The 18,351-nt window shown below is 58.4% G+C and carries 15 protein-coding genes; 5 read left to right on the top strand and 10 right to left on the bottom strand.

Annotation, left to right across the window (positions count from 1 at the left end):
• Positions 1–53: 53 nt before the first annotated feature.
• Complete coding sequence (locus tag ACY8FN_RS11445; RefSeq protein WP_463100069.1) at positions 54–1,187, bottom strand: GGDEF domain-containing protein; 1,134 nt, start codon at positions 1,185–1,187, stop codon at positions 54–56.
• A gap of 511 nt (positions 1,188–1,698) precedes the next feature.
• Between ACY8FN_RS11445 and ACY8FN_RS11440 the strand changes: the two genes are divergently transcribed.
• From ACY8FN_RS11440 to ACY8FN_RS11430, 3 genes are all read left to right on the top strand, one after another.
• A complete protein-coding gene (locus ACY8FN_RS11440) occupies positions 1,699–2,499 on the top strand; it encodes a transporter substrate-binding domain-containing protein (protein ID WP_463100068.1) in 801 nt (266 codons plus the stop codon).
• A gap of 100 nt (positions 2,500–2,599) precedes the next feature.
• On the top strand, positions 2,600–3,559 hold the full coding sequence (locus ACY8FN_RS11435; RefSeq protein WP_101321456.1) for an amino acid ABC transporter permease: 960 nt from the start codon (positions 2,600–2,602) through the stop codon (positions 3,557–3,559).
• Entirely contained in the window at positions 3,543–4,286 is a 744-nt protein-coding gene (locus ACY8FN_RS11430; protein WP_098969085.1) for an amino acid ABC transporter ATP-binding protein, read from the top strand. Before ACY8FN_RS11435 ends, ACY8FN_RS11430 begins: the two co-directional genes overlap by 17 nt.
• 108 nt (positions 4,287–4,394) lie before the next feature.
• Here the strand turns inward: ACY8FN_RS11430 and ACY8FN_RS11425 are convergent, their stop codons facing one another.
• Positions 4,395–5,186: a substrate-binding periplasmic protein gene (locus ACY8FN_RS11425; protein ID WP_438578148.1), complete on the bottom strand. Its 792-nt coding sequence runs from the start codon at positions 5,184–5,186 to the stop codon at positions 4,395–4,397.
• Positions 5,187–5,389: 203 nt separating this feature from the next.
• Here ACY8FN_RS11425 and ACY8FN_RS11420 point away from each other — a divergent pair, with 203 nt between their 5' ends.
• On the top strand, positions 5,390–6,229 hold the full coding sequence (locus ACY8FN_RS11420) for a sterol desaturase family protein (RefSeq protein WP_463100067.1): 840 nt from the start codon (positions 5,390–5,392) through the stop codon (positions 6,227–6,229).
• Between the two features lie 139 nt (positions 6,230–6,368).
• On the opposite strand, the gene ACY8FN_RS11415 is transcribed toward ACY8FN_RS11420, so the two are convergent.
• From ACY8FN_RS11415 to paeA, 4 genes are all read right to left on the bottom strand, one after another.
• On the bottom strand, positions 6,369–7,784 hold the full coding sequence (locus tag ACY8FN_RS11415; protein WP_463100066.1) for a basic amino acid/polyamine antiporter: 1,416 nt from the start codon (positions 7,782–7,784) through the stop codon (positions 6,369–6,371).
• Positions 7,785–7,793: 9 nt separating this feature from the next.
• Positions 7,794–8,696, bottom strand: coding sequence for a homocysteine S-methyltransferase family protein (locus ACY8FN_RS11410; RefSeq protein ID WP_463100065.1), 903 nt, complete (start codon positions 8,694–8,696; stop codon positions 7,794–7,796).
• Positions 8,697–8,990: 294 nt separating this feature from the next.
• A complete protein-coding gene (locus tag ACY8FN_RS11405; RefSeq protein WP_303842657.1) occupies positions 8,991–9,533 on the bottom strand; it encodes a hypothetical protein in 543 nt (180 codons plus the stop codon).
• 18 nt (positions 9,534–9,551) lie between these two features.
• Entirely contained in the window at positions 9,552–10,871 is a 1,320-nt protein-coding gene (paeA, locus tag ACY8FN_RS11400; protein ID WP_101347505.1) for a polyamine export protein PaeA, read from the bottom strand.
• Between the two features lie 254 nt (positions 10,872–11,125).
• Between paeA and ACY8FN_RS11395 the strand changes: the two genes are divergently transcribed.
• The gene (locus ACY8FN_RS11395) at positions 11,126–12,454 is read left to right on the top strand and encodes an IS4 family transposase (protein ID WP_463100064.1); all 1,329 of its coding nucleotides are present in this window, start codon (positions 11,126–11,128) and stop codon (positions 12,452–12,454) included.
• Positions 12,455–12,498: 44 nt separating this feature from the next.
• Here ACY8FN_RS11395 and phoU read toward each other — a convergent pair whose 3' ends face one another.
• From phoU to ACY8FN_RS11375, 4 genes are all read right to left on the bottom strand, one after another.
• Positions 12,499–13,209, bottom strand: coding sequence for a phosphate signaling complex protein PhoU (phoU, locus tag ACY8FN_RS11390; RefSeq protein ID WP_101325231.1), 711 nt, complete (start codon positions 13,207–13,209; stop codon positions 12,499–12,501).
• Between the two features lie 105 nt (positions 13,210–13,314).
• Complete coding sequence (pstB, locus tag ACY8FN_RS11385; protein ID WP_042022101.1) at positions 13,315–14,133, bottom strand: phosphate ABC transporter ATP-binding protein PstB; 819 nt, start codon at positions 14,131–14,133, stop codon at positions 13,315–13,317.
• Between the two features lie 132 nt (positions 14,134–14,265).
• Positions 14,266–15,915 carry a phosphate ABC transporter permease PstA gene (gene pstA, locus ACY8FN_RS11380; RefSeq protein ID WP_101321469.1) on the bottom strand — a complete coding sequence of 550 codons (1,650 nt, stop codon included), beginning with the start codon at positions 15,913–15,915 and terminating at the stop codon, positions 14,266–14,268.
• 32 nt (positions 15,916–15,947) lie between these two features.
• The gene (locus tag ACY8FN_RS11375; protein ID WP_463100063.1) at positions 15,948–18,185 is read right to left on the bottom strand and encodes a phosphate ABC transporter permease; all 2,238 of its coding nucleotides are present in this window, start codon (positions 18,183–18,185) and stop codon (positions 15,948–15,950) included.
• Between the last annotated feature and the right edge of the window lie 166 nt (positions 18,186–18,351).

Genomic DNA, 18,351 nt, shown 5'->3' with positions numbered 1-18,351 from the left:
AGCCAGGGCGCGGATCACCGCGCCCTGCTTTTATCCTTGAATCCATCCCAGCATCAGGCTGCCTGACAGACTCGGTTCTTCCCTTCCCGCTTGGCCCGATAGAGGGCGTCATCCGCGCGGCGAAACAGGCGGTCAAAGTGCCACTCCCCCTGCCAGTGGGCGACCCCCATGCTGACGGTGATATGGATCCCCTCGACCTCGCTGGCCGCGAGCTGAACCAGCAGTGACTGGCACCGGGCGCTCGCCTCGTCTGCGGTGGCATGGCGAAACAGCAGCACAAACTCCTCGCCACCAAAGCGACCGGCCAACACGCCCTCCCGCTCGCGCAGCACCAGCCCGACCCGCTCCAGCACCCGATCGCCCACCTCATGACCATGCCGATCGTTGATCTGCTTGAAATCATCCAGATCGAGCACCACCAGCGCCCCCTGTGGTGCAGGCCGTCCCCGGGCCAGACGTTCCATAAAACCACGGCGATTGAACAACCCGGTCAGCAGGTCATGACTGGCCTGATAGCGCAACTCTAGCGCCCGGTGCTGGTTGCAGAGCAGCAGCACCCCGAAGGTGAGCATGGAGCTACCCACCAACATGGAGACATAGGGCAACACGTTGAACAACTGGCGCTGGAACGGGCTTTCGATCACCTCGCCCCACACGGCAAACATCCGCATCAGGGTCATGGCAATCAGCACCAGATGGAGGCCAATCAGCACCCAGACTGCCACCTGATAATCGGGTCGGCCGTGACGCCAGAGCTGCCAAATGATCAGCGTACTGAGCACGAGGAAGGTGGCGCTGCTGATCATCACCCGCACCGCAATCCGGCCATCGATGGCGACCGACCAGGTCATGATGATGGCAAACAGCAGGATGAATCCCCAGCAGGCACGCCAGCCGGGCGGTTGACGGAAGAAGCAGCGCTGGGAGACCAGCAGCAACAACACATGAAAAATCAGAAAAACATTGCCAACCCAGGAGCCATAGGGGGTGGGGGTCAGCAGCAGACTGGCGAATCCCGCCTGACCCAGCATGGCAAACAGGCTGGACCACCACCAGACCCCGATGCCGGGAATATCATGGTGAGTCACGCGAATAATGGTGAGAGTGAGGAAACCGAGACAATAGCCACATAAGGCCATGATCATCAAAGTAAAAATATCCAGCTTGAGCAGTAGTGAGGCGTCCATACCAAAGCCATGCAGAGAGGGTAACTGAGTATATGAGAAGCGTTTGCCAAGACCCAGAGGGCCCTGACCGTTTTCACAATAAAAACATCCAGTTCACCTGTTTTCGCGCTGCCATATCACTATCGCCATGCCGTCACCAGATGCTCGATGCATACCCGCTGACGAGATCCACCAGACTAAAGCTACATGCGAGCCCCTCGCTGTGTAACAAAATGTCTTAAGCATAATTTGGGCTTGAACCCACCCCATTAGATAGATATGTTGTTTTCGTGTGATTTTATGAATGAAGCCATGGGCAATAAATGTCTCTAACCTGTTGAGTCTTCTGACACAATCTGTTTTTGGTACATTTTTCACTCAACCACTATTCATAGCATCTCATATGGGGCTTTTGTCCCGCTCAAGACATTCATCCTGTCTTGCCTGTTGCCGGATGCAGCAGTCTCTTGTGCCACGGAGTCGCACGGGATCAGGTTCAAGGCCGAACACACCACCGACAGAGACGTCACTTATGATCAAAAAACTGATTCTTTCTACCCTGCTGTTTTGCGGGATCGCCACGGCGGCCCCGACCCCGGCCCCCACTTCCACCCTGGATGCCGTGCTCGAACGCGGCGTGCTGCGGGTCGGCTTCGATGCGGGCTATCAACCCTTCGAGATGACCAACAAGCAGGGCCAATACATCGGCTTTGACGTGGATCTGGCCAAGATGGTCGCCAAAGAGATGGGCGTGAAGGTCGAGTTCGTCAATACCGCCTGGGATGGCATCATTCCGGCGCTGCTGACCAACAAGTTCGACGTCATCATGGGCGGCATGACCGTCACCCCCCAGCGCAACCTACGGGTCAACTTCGCCGATCCTTACATCGTGGTCGGCCAGACCATCGTCCTGCGCAAAGAGAAGGTGGGCGAAATCAAATCCTTCACCGATCTCAACGATCCCAAGTACAAGATCGCGGTCAAGCTCGGCACCACCGGCGAGCAGGCGGTCAAGCGCCTGATCCCAAAAGCCACCCTGCTGCAGTTTGAAACCCAGGATGACGCCAAGCTGGAAGTGATCAACGGCAAGGTCGATGCCTTCGTCTATGACTTGCCCTACAACGCCATCTTCGCCTCTCAAAATCAGGGCGCCGTGGTACACCTCGACAAGCCGTTCACCTTCGAGCCGCTGGCCTGGGCCATCCGCAAAGGGGATCAGGACACCCTCAACTGGTTCAACAACTATCTGCGCCAGATCAAGGGCGATGGCAGCTACGACCGTCTCTACAAGAAGTGGTTCGAATCCAATACCTGGCTGAACCAGCTCAAATAACCTCCGAGGGGCGGCACCTTGCCGCCCCTGCACCACGCAGCTCCCCACACAATAACGAGAAGAGGTTGTGACTGTGCACACACCCAAAGCGACAAGACAGATGGAAAAACAGCCCAATCAGCTGCTCTGGCATGGGGTCTTCCTGCTGATGCTGCTGGTTGCCGTCTTCGGCATCTACAAGGCTGTCCAGTCCGTGGATTACACCTGGCGCTGGGAACGTATTCCCCAATATATCGCCTATCAGGCGGAGCAGAATAATCTGGCCGAATTTGACGGCACAGTGATTGCCGGCACCACCAGCGCAGAACAAGGCAAGCTGTTCCTGCAAGACGATCTCGACCCCAATGTGCGGCAAGCCATCGCCAGCACCGGCGTACAAGTCGCTGAAGGGGATACCATCTTTCGGGGCGATACCCTCGACACCCAGCTGAGCTGGACCGCTGGCCCCATCGCCTGGGGCGTCTGGGTCACCGTCAAGCTCTCGCTGGTGGCGGGCATCTTCGCCATCCTGCTCGGCACCCTGGCCGGGCTGGCGCGCCTCTCCCCCAACCCCGCCCTGCGCAATCTGGCGGTCACCTATGTGGAGCTGATCCGCGGCACGCCGCTGCTGGTGCAGATCTTCATCGTCTACTTCTTTATCGGCACAGTGCTGAACCTCGATCGCTTCACCGCTGGGGTCGCCGCGCTGGCGGTCTTTACCGGCGCCTATGTGGCGGAGATCGTCCGCGCCGGTATCAGCTCCATCCACAAGGGGCAGATGGAGGCGGGTCGCAGCCTTGGCCTGACCTCGGCCCAGACCATGCGCTACGTCATTCTGCCGCAGGCATTCAAGCGGGTGCTGCCGCCGCTGGCGGGCCAGTTCATCAACCTGATCAAGGACTCCTCGCTGGTCTCGGTCATCTCCATCACCGATCTGACCAAGGCAGGACGCGAGGTGGTCAGCTCCACTTTCAGCCCGTTCGAGGTGTGGTTTACCGTCGCCCTGCTCTATCTGGTGCTCACCGGCACCCTCTCTTTCCTGGTACGCCGTCTGGAGGTGAAATATGCGCGCAGCAACTGATCCAATCATAAAAGCGACCGGAGTAGAGAAATTCTACGGCACCGAAGTGCACGCCCTGAAAAACGTCAGCACCGAGGTGGCCGAAGGGGAAGTGGTGGTGATCGTCGGCCCCAGCGGCTCGGGTAAATCCACCTTCCTGCGCACCCTCAACCAGCTGGAGACCATCAACGACGGCAACATAGTGGTCGACGGCATCTGCCTGACCGAGCCGGGCGACGTCAACAAGCTGCGGGAAGAGGTGGGCATGGTGTTTCAGTCCTTCAACCTCTTCCCCCACCTCAATGTGCTGGACAACATCAGTCTCGCGCCGCAAAAGGTGCGCGGCCTGTCGCGCCGTGATGCCGAAGACAGGGCCAAGGCGCTGCTGCTGAAAGTTGGGTTGTCGGTGAAAGCTGCCAGCTATCCCTCCCAGCTCTCCGGTGGTCAGCAGCAGCGGGTGGCCATCGCCCGGGCGCTCGCCATGCAGCCGCGCATCATGCTGTTTGACGAGCCGACCAGTGCACTGGACCCCGAGATGGTGGGAGAGGTGCTGGATGTGATGAAGGGGCTGGCCCGCGAGGGGATGACCATGGTGGTGGTGACTCACGAGATGGGCTTTGCCCGGGAAGTGGCGGATCGGGTGCTCTTTATGGAGAGTGGCGAACTGCTGGTGGATGAAAAACCGGCCGACTTCTTCGACAATCCCCCCTCCCCGCGCCTGCGCCAGTTCCTGAGTCAGGTGCTGTAACAAACACTCACTGCTGGATAAATGAAGAGGGACCGCAAGGTCCCTCTTGTTATGCGTCACGCTGGAGCAGACTCAACCCAGCTGAACCCGAGTCCCCATCTCATCGGCTCAGCGCGGGGACTTTCCCAGATAGCGCTCCACGATCACTTTCACCCCGTCACGTTTTTTGAGCTGATAGAGCTCCTTGTCAAACTGTTCGATAAAGGCCTGTTTGTAGGGATACTCCCCCTTGCGGCTATAGCCGAGAAACCCCTGCTCCTTGCTGAGCACCGGCCCCTGTTTGAGCAGGGACATATCGGCCACCGCCAGCTGATCCCCCTTGATCATGTTGAGCAGTTCATAGAGCAGGGAGAGGCGATCATTGACGGTGCAATCGACCCGGCCACGGACAATCTTGAGCAGGTTCTCCCGGTTGCTTTTCACCTCCTCCACGTCGATCTGCTTCTCCTTCACCGCCTGCCAGAAGGCATCGCCGCCAATGGAAAATCCGGCGTTCATGCCAAAGCGCAAGCCGTGATAGTCGAGCGGAAATTTGGCCTGCGGGGTATTGGCCGCCACACTGGCGCCACACATCACCACCAGCTCTTCATCGAGCATCGGCTGGGAGTAGGGCCAGATATAGGGTCGAGCATCAGGCAGGTAGTAGGGCGGAAAGATGGCAAAGGCGGCCCCCTGCTCGATCATGCTGAGGCCCCGCCGCCAGGGCATGGGTTTGAGCACCACCTCATAGTCACTCATGGAGGCGGTCACTTCGCGAATGATGTCGGCATAAATGCCTTTCACATCATCCTCCTCCTGCCAGGAGTAGGGGGGATAGGCGGCATCCGCCAGGATCTCGACCCGGGTCTTGGCGTGAATGCCGCTACAAAATACCAGCAATAAACAAATCCATAAGCGCATAAGCCCGATACTCCCGCAACACAGCCTGCATCAAGCATAGCCAGCCCATGTCATTTCCTGAGCACCTGTTGCAACTTTCAGTCACGGTGAACCCGACATCAAGCGTGCCGACATGTACCAGCTCCCGCGCCGATAAAATGTTAATGAAATATTAAAGCCATCCTTTATGCTGGAGAGCAATTGCTCTGAATGGATGGCCGCTTATGGATGTGCAACTGCTCCTGCTCTATCTCTCCCCGATTTTTCTGGCCTTTATCGGCTGGGAGATGCTCTACCTGCGCAAACATGGCGCCGCCTTTCCCACTGCCACCTACCAGTGGCGAGACTTGTTCGCCAACGCCGCGCTGGCCCTGATGCATCAAGGAGGGGATGCGCTGGCGGCCATCGCCATCGTTTACCTGTATGACACCCTCTGGGGCTGGCGGCTGTTCGATATCGAGCTCACCTTCTGGAGCGTGCTACTGCTGTTCTTGCTGCAGGATCTCTGCTACTGGCTGTTCCACTTCACCAGCCACCATATGCGCTGGTTGTGGGCCTCCCACGTGGTGCATCACAGCTCCGAGCGGCTCAACCTCTCCACCGCCTTTCGCCAGAGCCTGATGTATCCGGTCTCCGGTATGTGGCTGTTCTGGATCCCGATGATTGTCATCGGCTTCCCGCCCGAAGCGGTGGTCGCCACTGTGCTGCTGAGCCTGGGCTTCCAGTTCTTTGTCCACACCCAGGTGGTGGGCAAGCTTGGCCGGCTTGAGTGGATCTTCAACACCCCCTCCCACCACAGGGTGCACCACGCCAGCAATGCCAAATACATAGACCGCAACTTCGCCGGGGTGCTGGTCATCTGGGATCGGCTGTTTGGTACCTTCGTGGAAGAAGACCCGGCCGAGCCGTGCCGCTTTGGCATCACCAAACCGATCCACAGCTTCAATCCCCTCACCCTCACCTTCCACGAGTGGCGCGACATGCTGCGCGATGCCCGTGGCCTGCCGTGGCGACAAAAACTCGCCGTGCTGTTTGGCAAACCGGCCGGGCCAGCCAGCCGTTGAGCCCTCGTCCTGAATAGCAACTCCCGGATAGCAAGTTCCTGATAACAAGCCCCTGATAACAAGCCCCTGATAACCAGTCCCTGATAACAAGAGAGCGCCACTGTGGCGCTCTCTTTTATGGTCAGTCACATCTTCGATATCAGAGATGGGTAAACGACCAGACGGCGGGGATCAGGCTCAGCAAGGTCACTCCGGCCAGCCATCGCTCGCGGCCGCTCAGGCGCAGATCCGCCCCCAGCTGACGGCGGCTGTAGAGAAACAGCAGCAGGCCCGGCCCGTAGAGCAGCAAGGAGAGCAGCAGATACTCCACCCCGGCGGCATAGAGCAGCCAGAAGCCATAACCGCTCGCCACCAGCGCCACCGCCCGCATCAGGACCCTGCCCTGCCCGCCCTCACTCTTGCCACTGAAGGAGAGCTTGAGCAGGAACAGGCCGATCAGCAGGTAGGGCACCAGGATCATCGAGGTCGAGATAAGCAGCAGGCTGGTGTAGCCCTTGCCGAGCAGCCACACCAGCAGCAGGCATACCTGCACCGTCAGACTGGTGAGCCAGAGCGATGCGATGGGGGTGCCGCTGCGGTTCTGGCGCCGGAAAATGGCGGGAAACGCACCGTGACGGGCCGCGCTGAACGGCACCTCGGCCGAGAACAGGGTCCAGCTCACGTAGGAGGCGAGCACCGAGACGATCAGGCCGACGCTGATCAGCAGCTTGCCCCAGGAGCCGGTCATCTGGGCCATCAGCCCTGCCATGGAGGGGTTGGGCAGGGCTGCCAGTTCGGGTCTGCTCAATATCCCCAGCGCCAGCACCGAGATGAGCACATAGAGTAGCAGGGCCAATACCACCCCCAGCACGGTGGCCGTGCCCACATCCCGCCGGTTTCTGGCGCGGGCCGACAGCACAGCCGCCCCCTCGATACCGGTAAAGACCCAGAGGGTGATCAGCATGGTGTTGCGCACCTGCTCGGAGACCGGCACCGCCAACGTGCTGCCCTGCTGATCCGCCGCGAAGGTGACCGGGTCGAACCAGTAGCAGGCGAACAGGATAAACAGCAGCAGCGGCAGGCTCTTGGCTAGGGTCGCCACCAGATTGAACAGCGCCGCCTGCTGCACGCCACGGGCCACCAGCAGATGTACCGCCCAAAGGATGCAGGACTCGCCGACAAAAGCCGCCAGGGTATTGCCATCACCAAACCAGATCTGTTCCGGGGTATCGATAAAGCTGCCCAGCGCCGCAAAGGCGATTACCAGATAGCCCACCACGCCGATGGTGGCACAGAGCCAATAGCCCCAGGCGGAGAAGAAGCCCACCAGATCGCCAAAACCGGCGCGCGCATAGCTGTAGATGCCGCCGTCAAGATCCGGCCTGAGCCGCGACAGATAGAGAAAACTCATGGCGAGCGCCACTATGCCCACCCCGGTCACGCCCCAGCCGATCAGCACGGCGCGCGCTCCTGCGACCTCGGCCATGTTCTGGGGCAGGCTGAAAATCCCCGCCCCCACCATGGAGCTGAACACCAGCGCGGTGAGGGACCAGAGCCCAATCTTGCTCTCTTTCATGGGGACTCCTTAGCGCAACCGGCTGCTCAGCGCCTGAATATGCTCGGGGCCGATGCCACAGCAACCGCCGATCAAATTCGCCCCGGCTGCGCGCCAGCGCTCGGCCCAGCCAAGGTAATCCAGCGGCCCCAGATCGGTGCGGATCTCGTCCAGCCCGTCGTTGGCAGTGGCCTCTTTGGGTTGTGGCGGGAAGGCGTTGGCATAGGCACCGAGGCGAATATCGGTACGACCCAGCGCCTGCAATCGGGCGCGGGCAACCTCGAGGGCCCCCTCAATCACCTCGGGCTGACAGCAGTTGAACAGGATGGCATCAACCCCGACCGCCACCAGCGCGGTAACCGCATCGGCCACCCGCTCACCGGAACGTAGTCGCGGCTCGTTGCCCGGCGCCTCATCTTCCAGGGTGAAAGAGACCCAGAACGGCTTGCCATCTTCCGGCAGCAGCGCTTTCAGGGCCAGTGGCTCGGCAATCAGGCTCATGGTCTCGGCCAGCCAGATATCCACATGAGGTGACAGCGCCCGGATAAGCGGCGTTGCCAGCTCGCTCACCTTGTCCGCCTTGAACAGGTCGGCGCGGTAAGAGCCAAACAGCGGTGGCAGGGAGCCCGCCACCTGCACGGCGCCATTCTGCGCGTCAGCCACCTCACGGGCCAGTTGGCCAGCCAGCGCTGCCAGCGCCTCCCCTTCGGCAAAAAAACGCTCATCGCCGATATGAAATGGCACCAGCGCATAGCTGTTGGTGGTGATGACCCGGGCTCCGCTCGCCACATAGGCCTGATGCACTTCGCGCACCGTCTCTGGCGCCTCCATCAAGGCCAGCGCCGACCACTCGGGCTGACGAAACGGAGCCCCCCGCCGTGCCAGCTCGCGCCCCATGCCCCCATCCAGCACCCACAATTCCCTGGTTTCCATCTGTCGTGTCTCTTTGTTATGTGCGTTGTTTATTTGCGTATTTATCTGTTTGTCTTGTTGAACTGCGGTTCCGCGCTGAATCGCTGCAGATCGTCCGGCTCCATTCTGGTGAAGCACCCTTACAATTCAGCCATAAAAACATACGGATGTTTAGATGGCCAAAATAAGATAAAACAAAGCGCCACTGGCGGCAATCTGTATCAGCAGAAATCAGCATACAAACGGCGAGACAAACGCAGAAATGCAAGAGGCCACCCGAAGGTGGCCTCATCACTATCTTGATCCGCTGGCGGCTTAACGTCCGGCCAGCACTCGCTTGATCTGTTTGACCCAGTCGGAGACCCGTCCCTGTTGCGGCAAGCCACGCCAAATCTGCTCCCACTGGGCAGGACTGAGCGGACGACCGAGACGACGCTGCACACCGGCGTAGAGGTAGTCATGAGCCGTCATGGCCGCATGCTCGGAGGTGAGGAATTTGGAGACCGGATCGGTCAACCGCACATCCCGCATACCGAGCAGCGGATAGTCGTTGTGCACCGCGGCCAGCATGGTCTCGCGCATGGCGGACTCGATGTAACCGCGGGCAAATAGCGCGGTCACTGACTCCAGCGAGCCCTGATCCGGGCCGTGGTACTCCTCGTCAAAGACCGGGCTTGGCTCTGCCATGCCGCTTTGCACCACCGCATCGGGATCCGGCTGCGGCACCACCACAGCAGGCTGGGGGGCAATCGGCTTGGCTGCTACTGTGGCTTTGCGCGGGGCACTCTGGCTACAGGCACCCAGCGCCAGGGCGAGCGCGACACAGGCCAACGCACGGGAATGAGACTGCATCTTCATGACTCTTATGTTGCTCCTTTACGATTCCTGAGCTGGCTTCTCGGCCACCACCGGCTCAACCCGGGTAACCAGCAGCTGATCAATCTTGTAGCTGTCGATATCCACTACTTCAAACTTGTAACCGGCGTAGGTGACCGAGTCGGTACGCTTGGGGATCTTGCGCAGCATAAACATAATAAAACCGGCGATGGTTTCGTAGTTCTGGCTTTCCGGGAATGCCTCTATGTCGAACGATCGCATCACATCCGAGATCGGGGTCACCCCGTCCACCAGCCAGGAGTTTTCGTCGCGCTGCACAATCTGCTCTTCCACCACGTGGGTCGCCCACTCGCCCATCACGGTGCTCATCAGGTCGTTCATGGTGACAATCCCCACCACCAGCGCGTACTCGTTCATCACCACGGCAAAATCACCTCTGTGATTTTTGAAGTACTCCATCGCCTCGTAGAGGTTCAGGGTGTCGGGGATGATGATGACGTTCTGCACCAGATTGCCGCCGATGAGATCGATGCTCTGGCCACTGATGACGCGGATCAGCAGCTCTTTGGCGTCGACAAAGCCCTTGATGCTGTCGAGGTTGTGGTCACAGACCAGAAACTTGTTGTGGGGATGCTCGGCAATCTTCGCCTTGATGCTCTCTTCGCCCTCTTGCAGGGTGAAGTAGATCAGGCTCTCGCGGGCCGTCATGGCGGAGGTCACGCCAAGGGACTGCAGCTCGAACACGTTCTCGATCAGCTGATGCTCCTCGCGCTGGATAACCCCAGCCTCGGCACCGGCATCCATCACCGCATAAATATCGTCGGAGGTGATCTCGTCGTTGCGGATCATGGAGACCCGCAGCAGGCGGAACAGCCCGTTCGCCATGCCGTTGAAGAACCACACCAGCGGCATCAGCAGGGTCACGCACAGCAGCATGGGGCGTACCACCACCACGGCAACCCGCTCCGGCATACTCATGGCAAGGCGTTTGGGCATCAGGTCGGCGATCAGGATAAACAGGCTGGTAACGACGACGAAAGAGACGATCGAGCTTATCTCGGAGAGCCAGGGGCCTTGATAGAAGCGAGCGACAAACAGCTTGATAGCGGGGTTCAGGGCAGACTCGCCCAGAATACCGCCCAAAATGGCGACAGTATTGAGGCCAATCTGTACCACGGTAAAAAAGTTGCCCGGCTGGGCTTGCAGCGCCAGCACCTTTTCGGCCTGGCGATTACCTTCGTCCGCCATTACCTGCAACTTGATCTTGCGAGAGGCGGCGAGAGAGATCTCGGAGAGGGAGAAAAACACACTACCGCCAACCAGCAGCATTAAAAAAAACACACTATCGGCAAAACTCATGATGAACCTATTGCTACACCCGCCTTAGCACAAGACGGTAAACTGGGCCTGGGAGACCAGACCGTGAGCCCATCCGGGACCCACACAGGGGCGCTATTCTACCAGAAAACAGCGTATTGGGTGCTTTATCTTACTCTGTGGACAGGTGCAACAAAAAAAGGCGCTTGGCGCTAATGCCGATCAGTTAAGGATCCATTGACCGATCCTTCTGATGTGTGAAAATCCGAAACCTGTTGATTGGTTTCGGATTTTTTATGCGTATCGCTCAAGCTCTCGACTTCCTCCACGCCAGCAATGCCGCTCAGTTTGAGTCACTCTCCGACCTCATTCCCAACGAGCTCATCACCACTCTGCTCGCCGAAGAGGATGTCGTGACCCTGCGCCGTCGCCGTATGCCCATGGAGCGACTGGTCTGGGCCATCATCGGCATGGCCATCTTCCGCCACGTCCCCATGACCCAGCTGGTCAATCAGCTCGATATCCTGTTGCCCGGTGACCGCCCCTTCGTCGCCCCCAGCGCCTTCCTGCAAGCTCGCCAAAAGCTTGGCCACAAGAGCATCGAACGGCTGTTTCACGAGACCGCCGCAGGCTGGCACCAGCAGGCCAATCACCCCGGCTGGGCCGGGCTGCAACTGCTCGCCGTCGATGGCGTGATGTGGCGCACGCCCGATACCCCGGACAATGCCGCCGCGTTTGCCAAGCCCGGTACCCAGCATGGGGAGACCGCTTATCCGCAGGTACGCATGCTCTGCCAGATGGAGCTGACCAGTCACCTGCTTGTTCAGGCGGTCATGGAGAGCTGCGCCGTCAACGAGATGGTGCTGGCCGAACAGCTTGTCGCACGCACGCCGGACCACTCGCTGACCCTGTTCGACAAGGGGTTTTACTCCCTCGGTTTGCTCCATGCCTGGCAGACCACTGGCAGCGAGCGGCACTGGTTGCTGCCACTCAAAAAGGGCACGCAATACGAGGTGGTGCGCAAGCTGGGGCGTCAGGATGTGCTGGTGCATCTCAAGACCAGTCCACAGGCGAGGAAGAAGTGGCCGCAACTTCCGGACACGCTAGAAGCCCGCTTGCTGACTCGCACTATCAACGGTAAAGAGCGGCAGGTGCTGACCTCGATGGTAGACCCGATGCGCTTCCCCGGTGCCGACATCGTCGAGCTCTACGGCCATCGCTGGGAAATCGAGTTGGGCTATCGGGAGATGAAGCACAGCTTACAGCAGCACCGGCTGACCCTGCGCAGCAAGAAGGCGGCGGGGATACGGCAAGAGCTATGGGGCGTGCTGCTGGCGTACAACCTGCTGCGCAGCCAGATGGTAAAAATGGCGGCGAGCCTGAAGGGATACACGGCGAGTCAGTTAAGTTTTCACATGGCATCGGTCTATCTCATCCATGAGTTGAGCTGCATGCCGTATGTGTCGCCGGGGAATATCCCGGGACGCGTTGCGGAGCTGGAGAAACAGGCGGGACAGTTTGTATTGCCGGCCCGAAGGGAGCGAAGTTATCCCCGCTGCGTGAAGCCAAGGCCACAGAAGTATGGAGTTAAAAAAGCCAATAAAAACAATGCCAATCAGGCTTAACTGACTGGCATTAGCGCTTGGCGCGCCTTTTTATTCACTTCAGCTTAGTCCTTACCCAACAGGGCACCCAAGTCATCCCCCTTGGTATGACGCACATCCTTGCCTTTCACGTAGTAAACGATGTATTCGCAGATATGCTGGCAACGATCGCCAACCCGCTCGATGGCCCGTGCCGCCCACAGTACGTTGAGAACCTGAGGGATGGTGCGGGGATCTTCCATCATATAGGTCATCAGTTCACGAATGATCGATTCGTACTCCCGATCAACCTTGTCATCTTCCTTGTAGACCGCCAGCGCCGCATCCAGATCCATGCGGGCGAAGGCATCCAGCACATCGTGCAGCATCTTGATGGTGCGACGGCCCATGTTCTCCAAAGAGACCAGGGGTGGCTGGGGCTTGTTGGCGTTATCGGTCAGCATGCGGGCAATTTTGTCAGCCACATCGCCGATCCGCTCCAGATCTGTGATGGTTTTGATGATCGCCATCACCAGCCGCAGATCGGAGGCGGTCGGTTGACGCTTGGCGATGATGCGGGTGCACTCCTCATCGATCGCCACTTCCATCGCATTGACCGCATGGTCTTTGGCTACGATTTTGCGCGCTGCATCCAGATCTTGGTCGTGGATGGCGGCGATGGCATCGGTGAGTTGTTGCTCTACCAGCCCTCCCATCACCAACACCTGATTGCGCACGCTCTCTAGCTCGGCATTGAACTGACCGGAGATGTGTTTATTGAGGTTCATATTGTCCATACAAATAATCCTTGATGCTCCGATTATGCCTTAGCCGTTGAACTGGCTGGTAATCTGTTTATTGATGCTCATGTTACTGATACCCCTCATTACGCCACCAGTGACTTAGCCGTAACGACCGGTAATGTAATCTTCGGTCTTTTTCTTGGCCGGGGTAGTAAAAATGGTGTTGGTATTCGAGTACTCGATAAGCTCGCCCATATACATAAAGGCGGTCTGATCCGACACCCGTGCCGCCTGCTGCATGTTGTGGGTCACGATCACCACGGTGAACTGGCTTTTCAGCTCGTTGATCAGCTCCTCGATGGTGAGGGTTGAAATCGGGTCAAGTGCCGAGGTCGGCTCATCAAGTAACAATACTTCCGGCTCGATGGCGATGGCGCGGGCAATCACCAGACGCTGCTGCTGACCACCAGAAAGACCAAAGGCGTTGTCGTGCAGACGATCCTTTACCTCCTCCCACAAGGCCGCGCCGCGCAACGAACGCTCGGCGGCTTCATCCAGCGTACGGCGATCGTTGATCCCTTGCAGGCGCAAGCCATAGACCACGTTCTCATAGATGGACTTGGGGAAGGGGTTGGGGCGCTGGAACACCATGCCCACCTGACGGCGCAGGGCGGAGACATCCACGCTCTTGTCATAGATGTTGTGACCGTGCAGTTGGATTTCCCCCTCGATGCGGCAGATATCCACCAGATCATTCATCCGGTTGATGCAGCGCAGCAGGGTCGATTTGCCACAACCGGATGGCCCGATAAAGGCGGTTACCTGGCCTTTGGGGATCTTCATGTTGACGTTGAACAGCGCCTGCTTGTTGCCGTAGTACAGGTTGAGATCCTTTACCTCCAGCGCAGTCTGCTGGGGGCTCAGGTTAAGCAAGTCCAGTGCGGTATGCTGGGTGGCCGTGGTCGTTACGTTGATCATCTGTTACCTCAAATCAGTCTGGGGTGGCTGGCACAGCTCGATGCCAACGACCTGAATACCTACTTGGTAACGATGGCGGCAGGCACATTTGCCGCCAATCGATTACCGCTATATCAATCTGGGGTGGCTGGATTAATGCTCCAGCGACCGGAATTTTTCACGCAGATGGTTACGAATACCGATAGCCGTCAAGTTCAGGCCAACGATCACCGTCACCAGCAGGAAGGAAGTGGCATACACCAGCGGCCGCGCGGCTTCGACGTTAGGGCTCTGGAATCCGACATCATAGATGTGGAAGCCAAGGTGCATGAACTTACGCTCCACATGCAGGTACGGGAAGTTGCCATCCATCGGCAGGGTCGGCGCCAATTTCACCACACCGACCAGCATCAAGGGGGCCACTTCTCCCGCCGCACGGGCAATCGCCAGGATAAGACCGGTCATGATGGCCGGGCTCGCCATCGGCAACACAATGCGCCACAGGGTCTCGGCCTGGGTGGCACCGAGCGCCAGTGACCCCTGACGAATGGTACTGGGTATACGGGACAGTCCCTCTTCAGTGGAGACAATCACCACCGGCAGGGTCAGGATCGCCAGGGTCAGTGCCGACCAGATAACACCGGGTGAACCAAAGGTCGGGCTCGGCAGCGCTTCCGGGTAGAACAGCTGATCCAGTGAACCGCCTAGCGTGTAGACAAAGAAACCCAGACCAAACACGCCGTAAACGATGGAGGGCACCCCCGCCAGGTTGATCACCGCAATCCGGATAATCTTGGTCAAACTGTTCTTGCCCGCGTACTCGTGCAGGTAGACCGCAGCAACCACTCCCAGCGGCGTGACAATGATCGCCATCAGGATCACCATGAACACGGTGCCGAAGATGGCCGGGAACACGCCACCCTCGGTATTGGCCTCACGGGGATCGTCCGAGACGAATTTACCGATCTGGTGGAACCAGTAACCCACTTTGGCTATCAGGTTCATATCGTTGGGCCAGACCACATCCAGCACCTTGGACATCGGCATGGTCACCAGCTCGCCGCGCATATCCTTGACGGTAATCGAGTCGCGGTCGGCCTGGCTGCGCAGAGAGAAGAGCTCCTTCTCGAGCACCTGATAACGGTCGTTAAGCGTCTTTCTCTCGCTGGCCAGTTCGGCTTTGAGCTGATCGGTCAGCTTGTCATCCAGCTCGGCCTTGCGCTCTTTCAACCGCAGCCGCTCCAACTGATAGTTGATACTGCCAATGTCCCCTTTTTGCAGGTCGTTGGCCTGCTCGGAAAGCGAATTGGCACGGGCCAGCATCCGCAACAACGCAGGATGGAGATCCTCGGTAAACTCGCGCCCATCTTCTTTCACTGAGGCGATGTAACCATAAAAGTTACCATTGGTAGCACGCTCCACCATGGTCAGCTCAGCGGGCTGGCTTTGGGACTTGATGTCAGTCTCCAGCACCCAGCGAAAATCGAGGTCGACGAACTCGCGGTTGCCGGTCTTGACCAGATAGCGGGTCAACACCTCACGCTCTTCCCCTTCCAGCGGCAGACCTGCGGCGCGCAGTCGCTCCACGGGTACCAGCTCGCGATCGTTGATCTCGCCGATCAATACACTTTTATTGCCACTGGCATCTTCAAGTTGCCATTCATAGATGGGGTGAGGCCAGAAGTAGACCAGACCACGCCAGCCGATTAGCAGTAGCAGACCCAGCACCGCCACCAGACTCAGGCTGACGGCACCGCCGGTCATCCAGATCCAGGGGGCCCCTGATTTAAACCACTTACCCATTGTCGATTCCTTGTCCATTACAGAGTCGCCCCTTACATCGAGCTGTATTTTTCACGCAACCGCTGACGGACAAACTCGGCCAGGGTGTTGAAGAAAAAGGTGAACACAAACAGGACGAAGGCCGCGAGGAACAGCACCCGATAGTGAGAACTGCCCACTTCCGATTCAGGCATCTCCACCGCGATGTTGGCAGCCAACGTACGCAAGCCCTGGAACATGGAGAAGTCCATGATGGGGGTGTTGCCGGTCGCCATCAGTACGATCATGGTCTCGCCCACCGCGCGGCCAAGGCCCATCATCACCGCCGAGAAGATACCGGGGCTGGCGGTGAGGATCACCACCCTGCTCAAGGTCTGCCACGGGGTCGCACCGAGGGCCAGCGAGCCCTGAGTGAGATGCTTGGGCACCGAGAAGACCGCATCTTCAGCAATCGAGAAGATGGTGGGGATGACCGCAAAGCCCATGGCGATACCGACCACCAGCGAGTTGCGCTGGTCAAACTTGATGCCCATTTCGTGGGTCAGCCAGATGCGCGAATCACCGTTCATAAAGACATTCTCGATGAGCGGGCTCAAGGCAAAGGCACCCCAGCCAATCAGCAGCAGCACCGGAATAAGCAGGATGGCGTGCCACCCTTCCGGCAGCCAGGTCTTGCCGCGCTCCGGCAGATAGTTCCAGAGAAGCGCAGTCAACAGCATTCCCATCGGCAGCAATATCAGCAACAAGATGACGCCAGGCAAAGCCCCTTCAATGATGGGGGCTAACCACAGCCCGGCCAGGAAGCCGAGAATAACGGTCGGCAGCGCCGCCATGATCTCGACGGTCGGCTTGACATACTTGCGCAATCCAGCAGACATGAAGTAAGCGGTGTAGATGGCACCGGCAACGCCGAGCGGTACCGCAAACATCATGGCGTAGAACGAGGCTTTCAGGGTGCCAAACACCAGCGGCACCAGGCTCAGCTTGGCTTCGAAGTCGTTGCTGGCAGACGTGGATTGCCACACATATTGCGGCTCCGGATACCCTTCATACCACACCTCTTGCCACAGGGCAGACCAGGTGACCTCGGGGTGATCGTTCTCGACCGCAAACACGGTGAAGGTATTGCCCTGTTGCATCAGCAGCGTGTTGTGACGAGGAGAGATCGCCAACGCAGACAGCTCACCGCCCGCCACCTTTTCACTCAGCAACTTGGTCTCGCCAGTGGCATGGAAAAAGCTGATGGCGCCATCCTTGTCGGCACTGACGAAGCCTTTGCGGTAATGCTCTGGCGTCAGCAGATCCACTGCGCCATCGCCTTTAAAGTCACGGATTTGGGTAAACTGACGTTTGCCATCTTTCGCCACTTCAAACCACTGGGAGATAATGCCATTGTCGTTGCCCACTAGCAGGGAGGAGGCGCCAGAAAGCAGCTCAACCCGGGTCACGTTGGCATTGGGGGCGTTAATCTCCATCACATTACGCAACGATATTTCGCTGAGATTATGGATGTCATAGACAGAGAGGCGATTGCCTTCGCGCACCAGCAAGATGCGAAGGTTCGGGGTCAGCAGCAGCTGATCCACATGGCGCGGCAAAGCAGGAATGCTGTAGTTTTGGGCGCTCCACTCCACCTCGCCGGAGATGAAGTTCTCCTCACCGCTCATCACCGTCATCACGCCACGACCATCTTCGGTCACGGCGGCAGTGGCCATCTTGTCCTTGGTGGCTTCAAACACCAGCAGCTGCAACGGCTTGCCTTGCGGGTCGATCACCACGGGTTCTTCGCCGAAAGGATATTGCAGGCTGGGCTCGATCACCCGAACATCGTTGGGATAAGAGACCTTGAACGCCGGTTGGACCACTTGCGCCTTGCCATCGGCAAAGCCATAGGCGATAAGCTTCTGGCCCGGCGCCGGACTGGTCACGGTGGTGATGTCGCCCGTGACCTGGCCATTACCCAGAGACTGCCCGATCTTGACCTTGCCCTCTCCCTGAAGGGCGAAGAAGTTGACCAGCCCTTTATCGCTGAAGCGATAGCCGATCTCGTTCTGCTCCTCCATTCCGAGCCAGGCGGTCTTGCCTGCAACGGGCAGCGTAAATGACGCAGTCGGTTCCATGGTGGCGCCATTGAAGATGGGTTTCACCACATAGAGCAGGTAGAAGAAGATAAGCAACAGAGCCACCAGTACCAGGGCTCCGCCTGTGGTGACGCCATATTTGGCTAATTTGTCCTTGATCCGGCGTTTTCTACTACCCGCCATAACCAAATTTAACGATTCCGATGACATGCAAAACCTCAATGTAAGCTAGGCTTGGCGGGATTATATGGCAGTAACATGACAGTTTTGTTACATGAGCGCCTGTTTGAAAGAGGTTATTGCAGGGTACAAAAAGCGGGGTTTATCTCAGGAAGGGCACACTTAACCGACTGTTTATATACAGATATTTTAAATC

The sequence above is a fragment of the Aeromonas sp. 160P genome (assembly GCF_055193095.1).
Note: the sequence above shows the minus strand (reverse complement) of the source record. Positions and strands in the feature narration are given on the sequence as shown.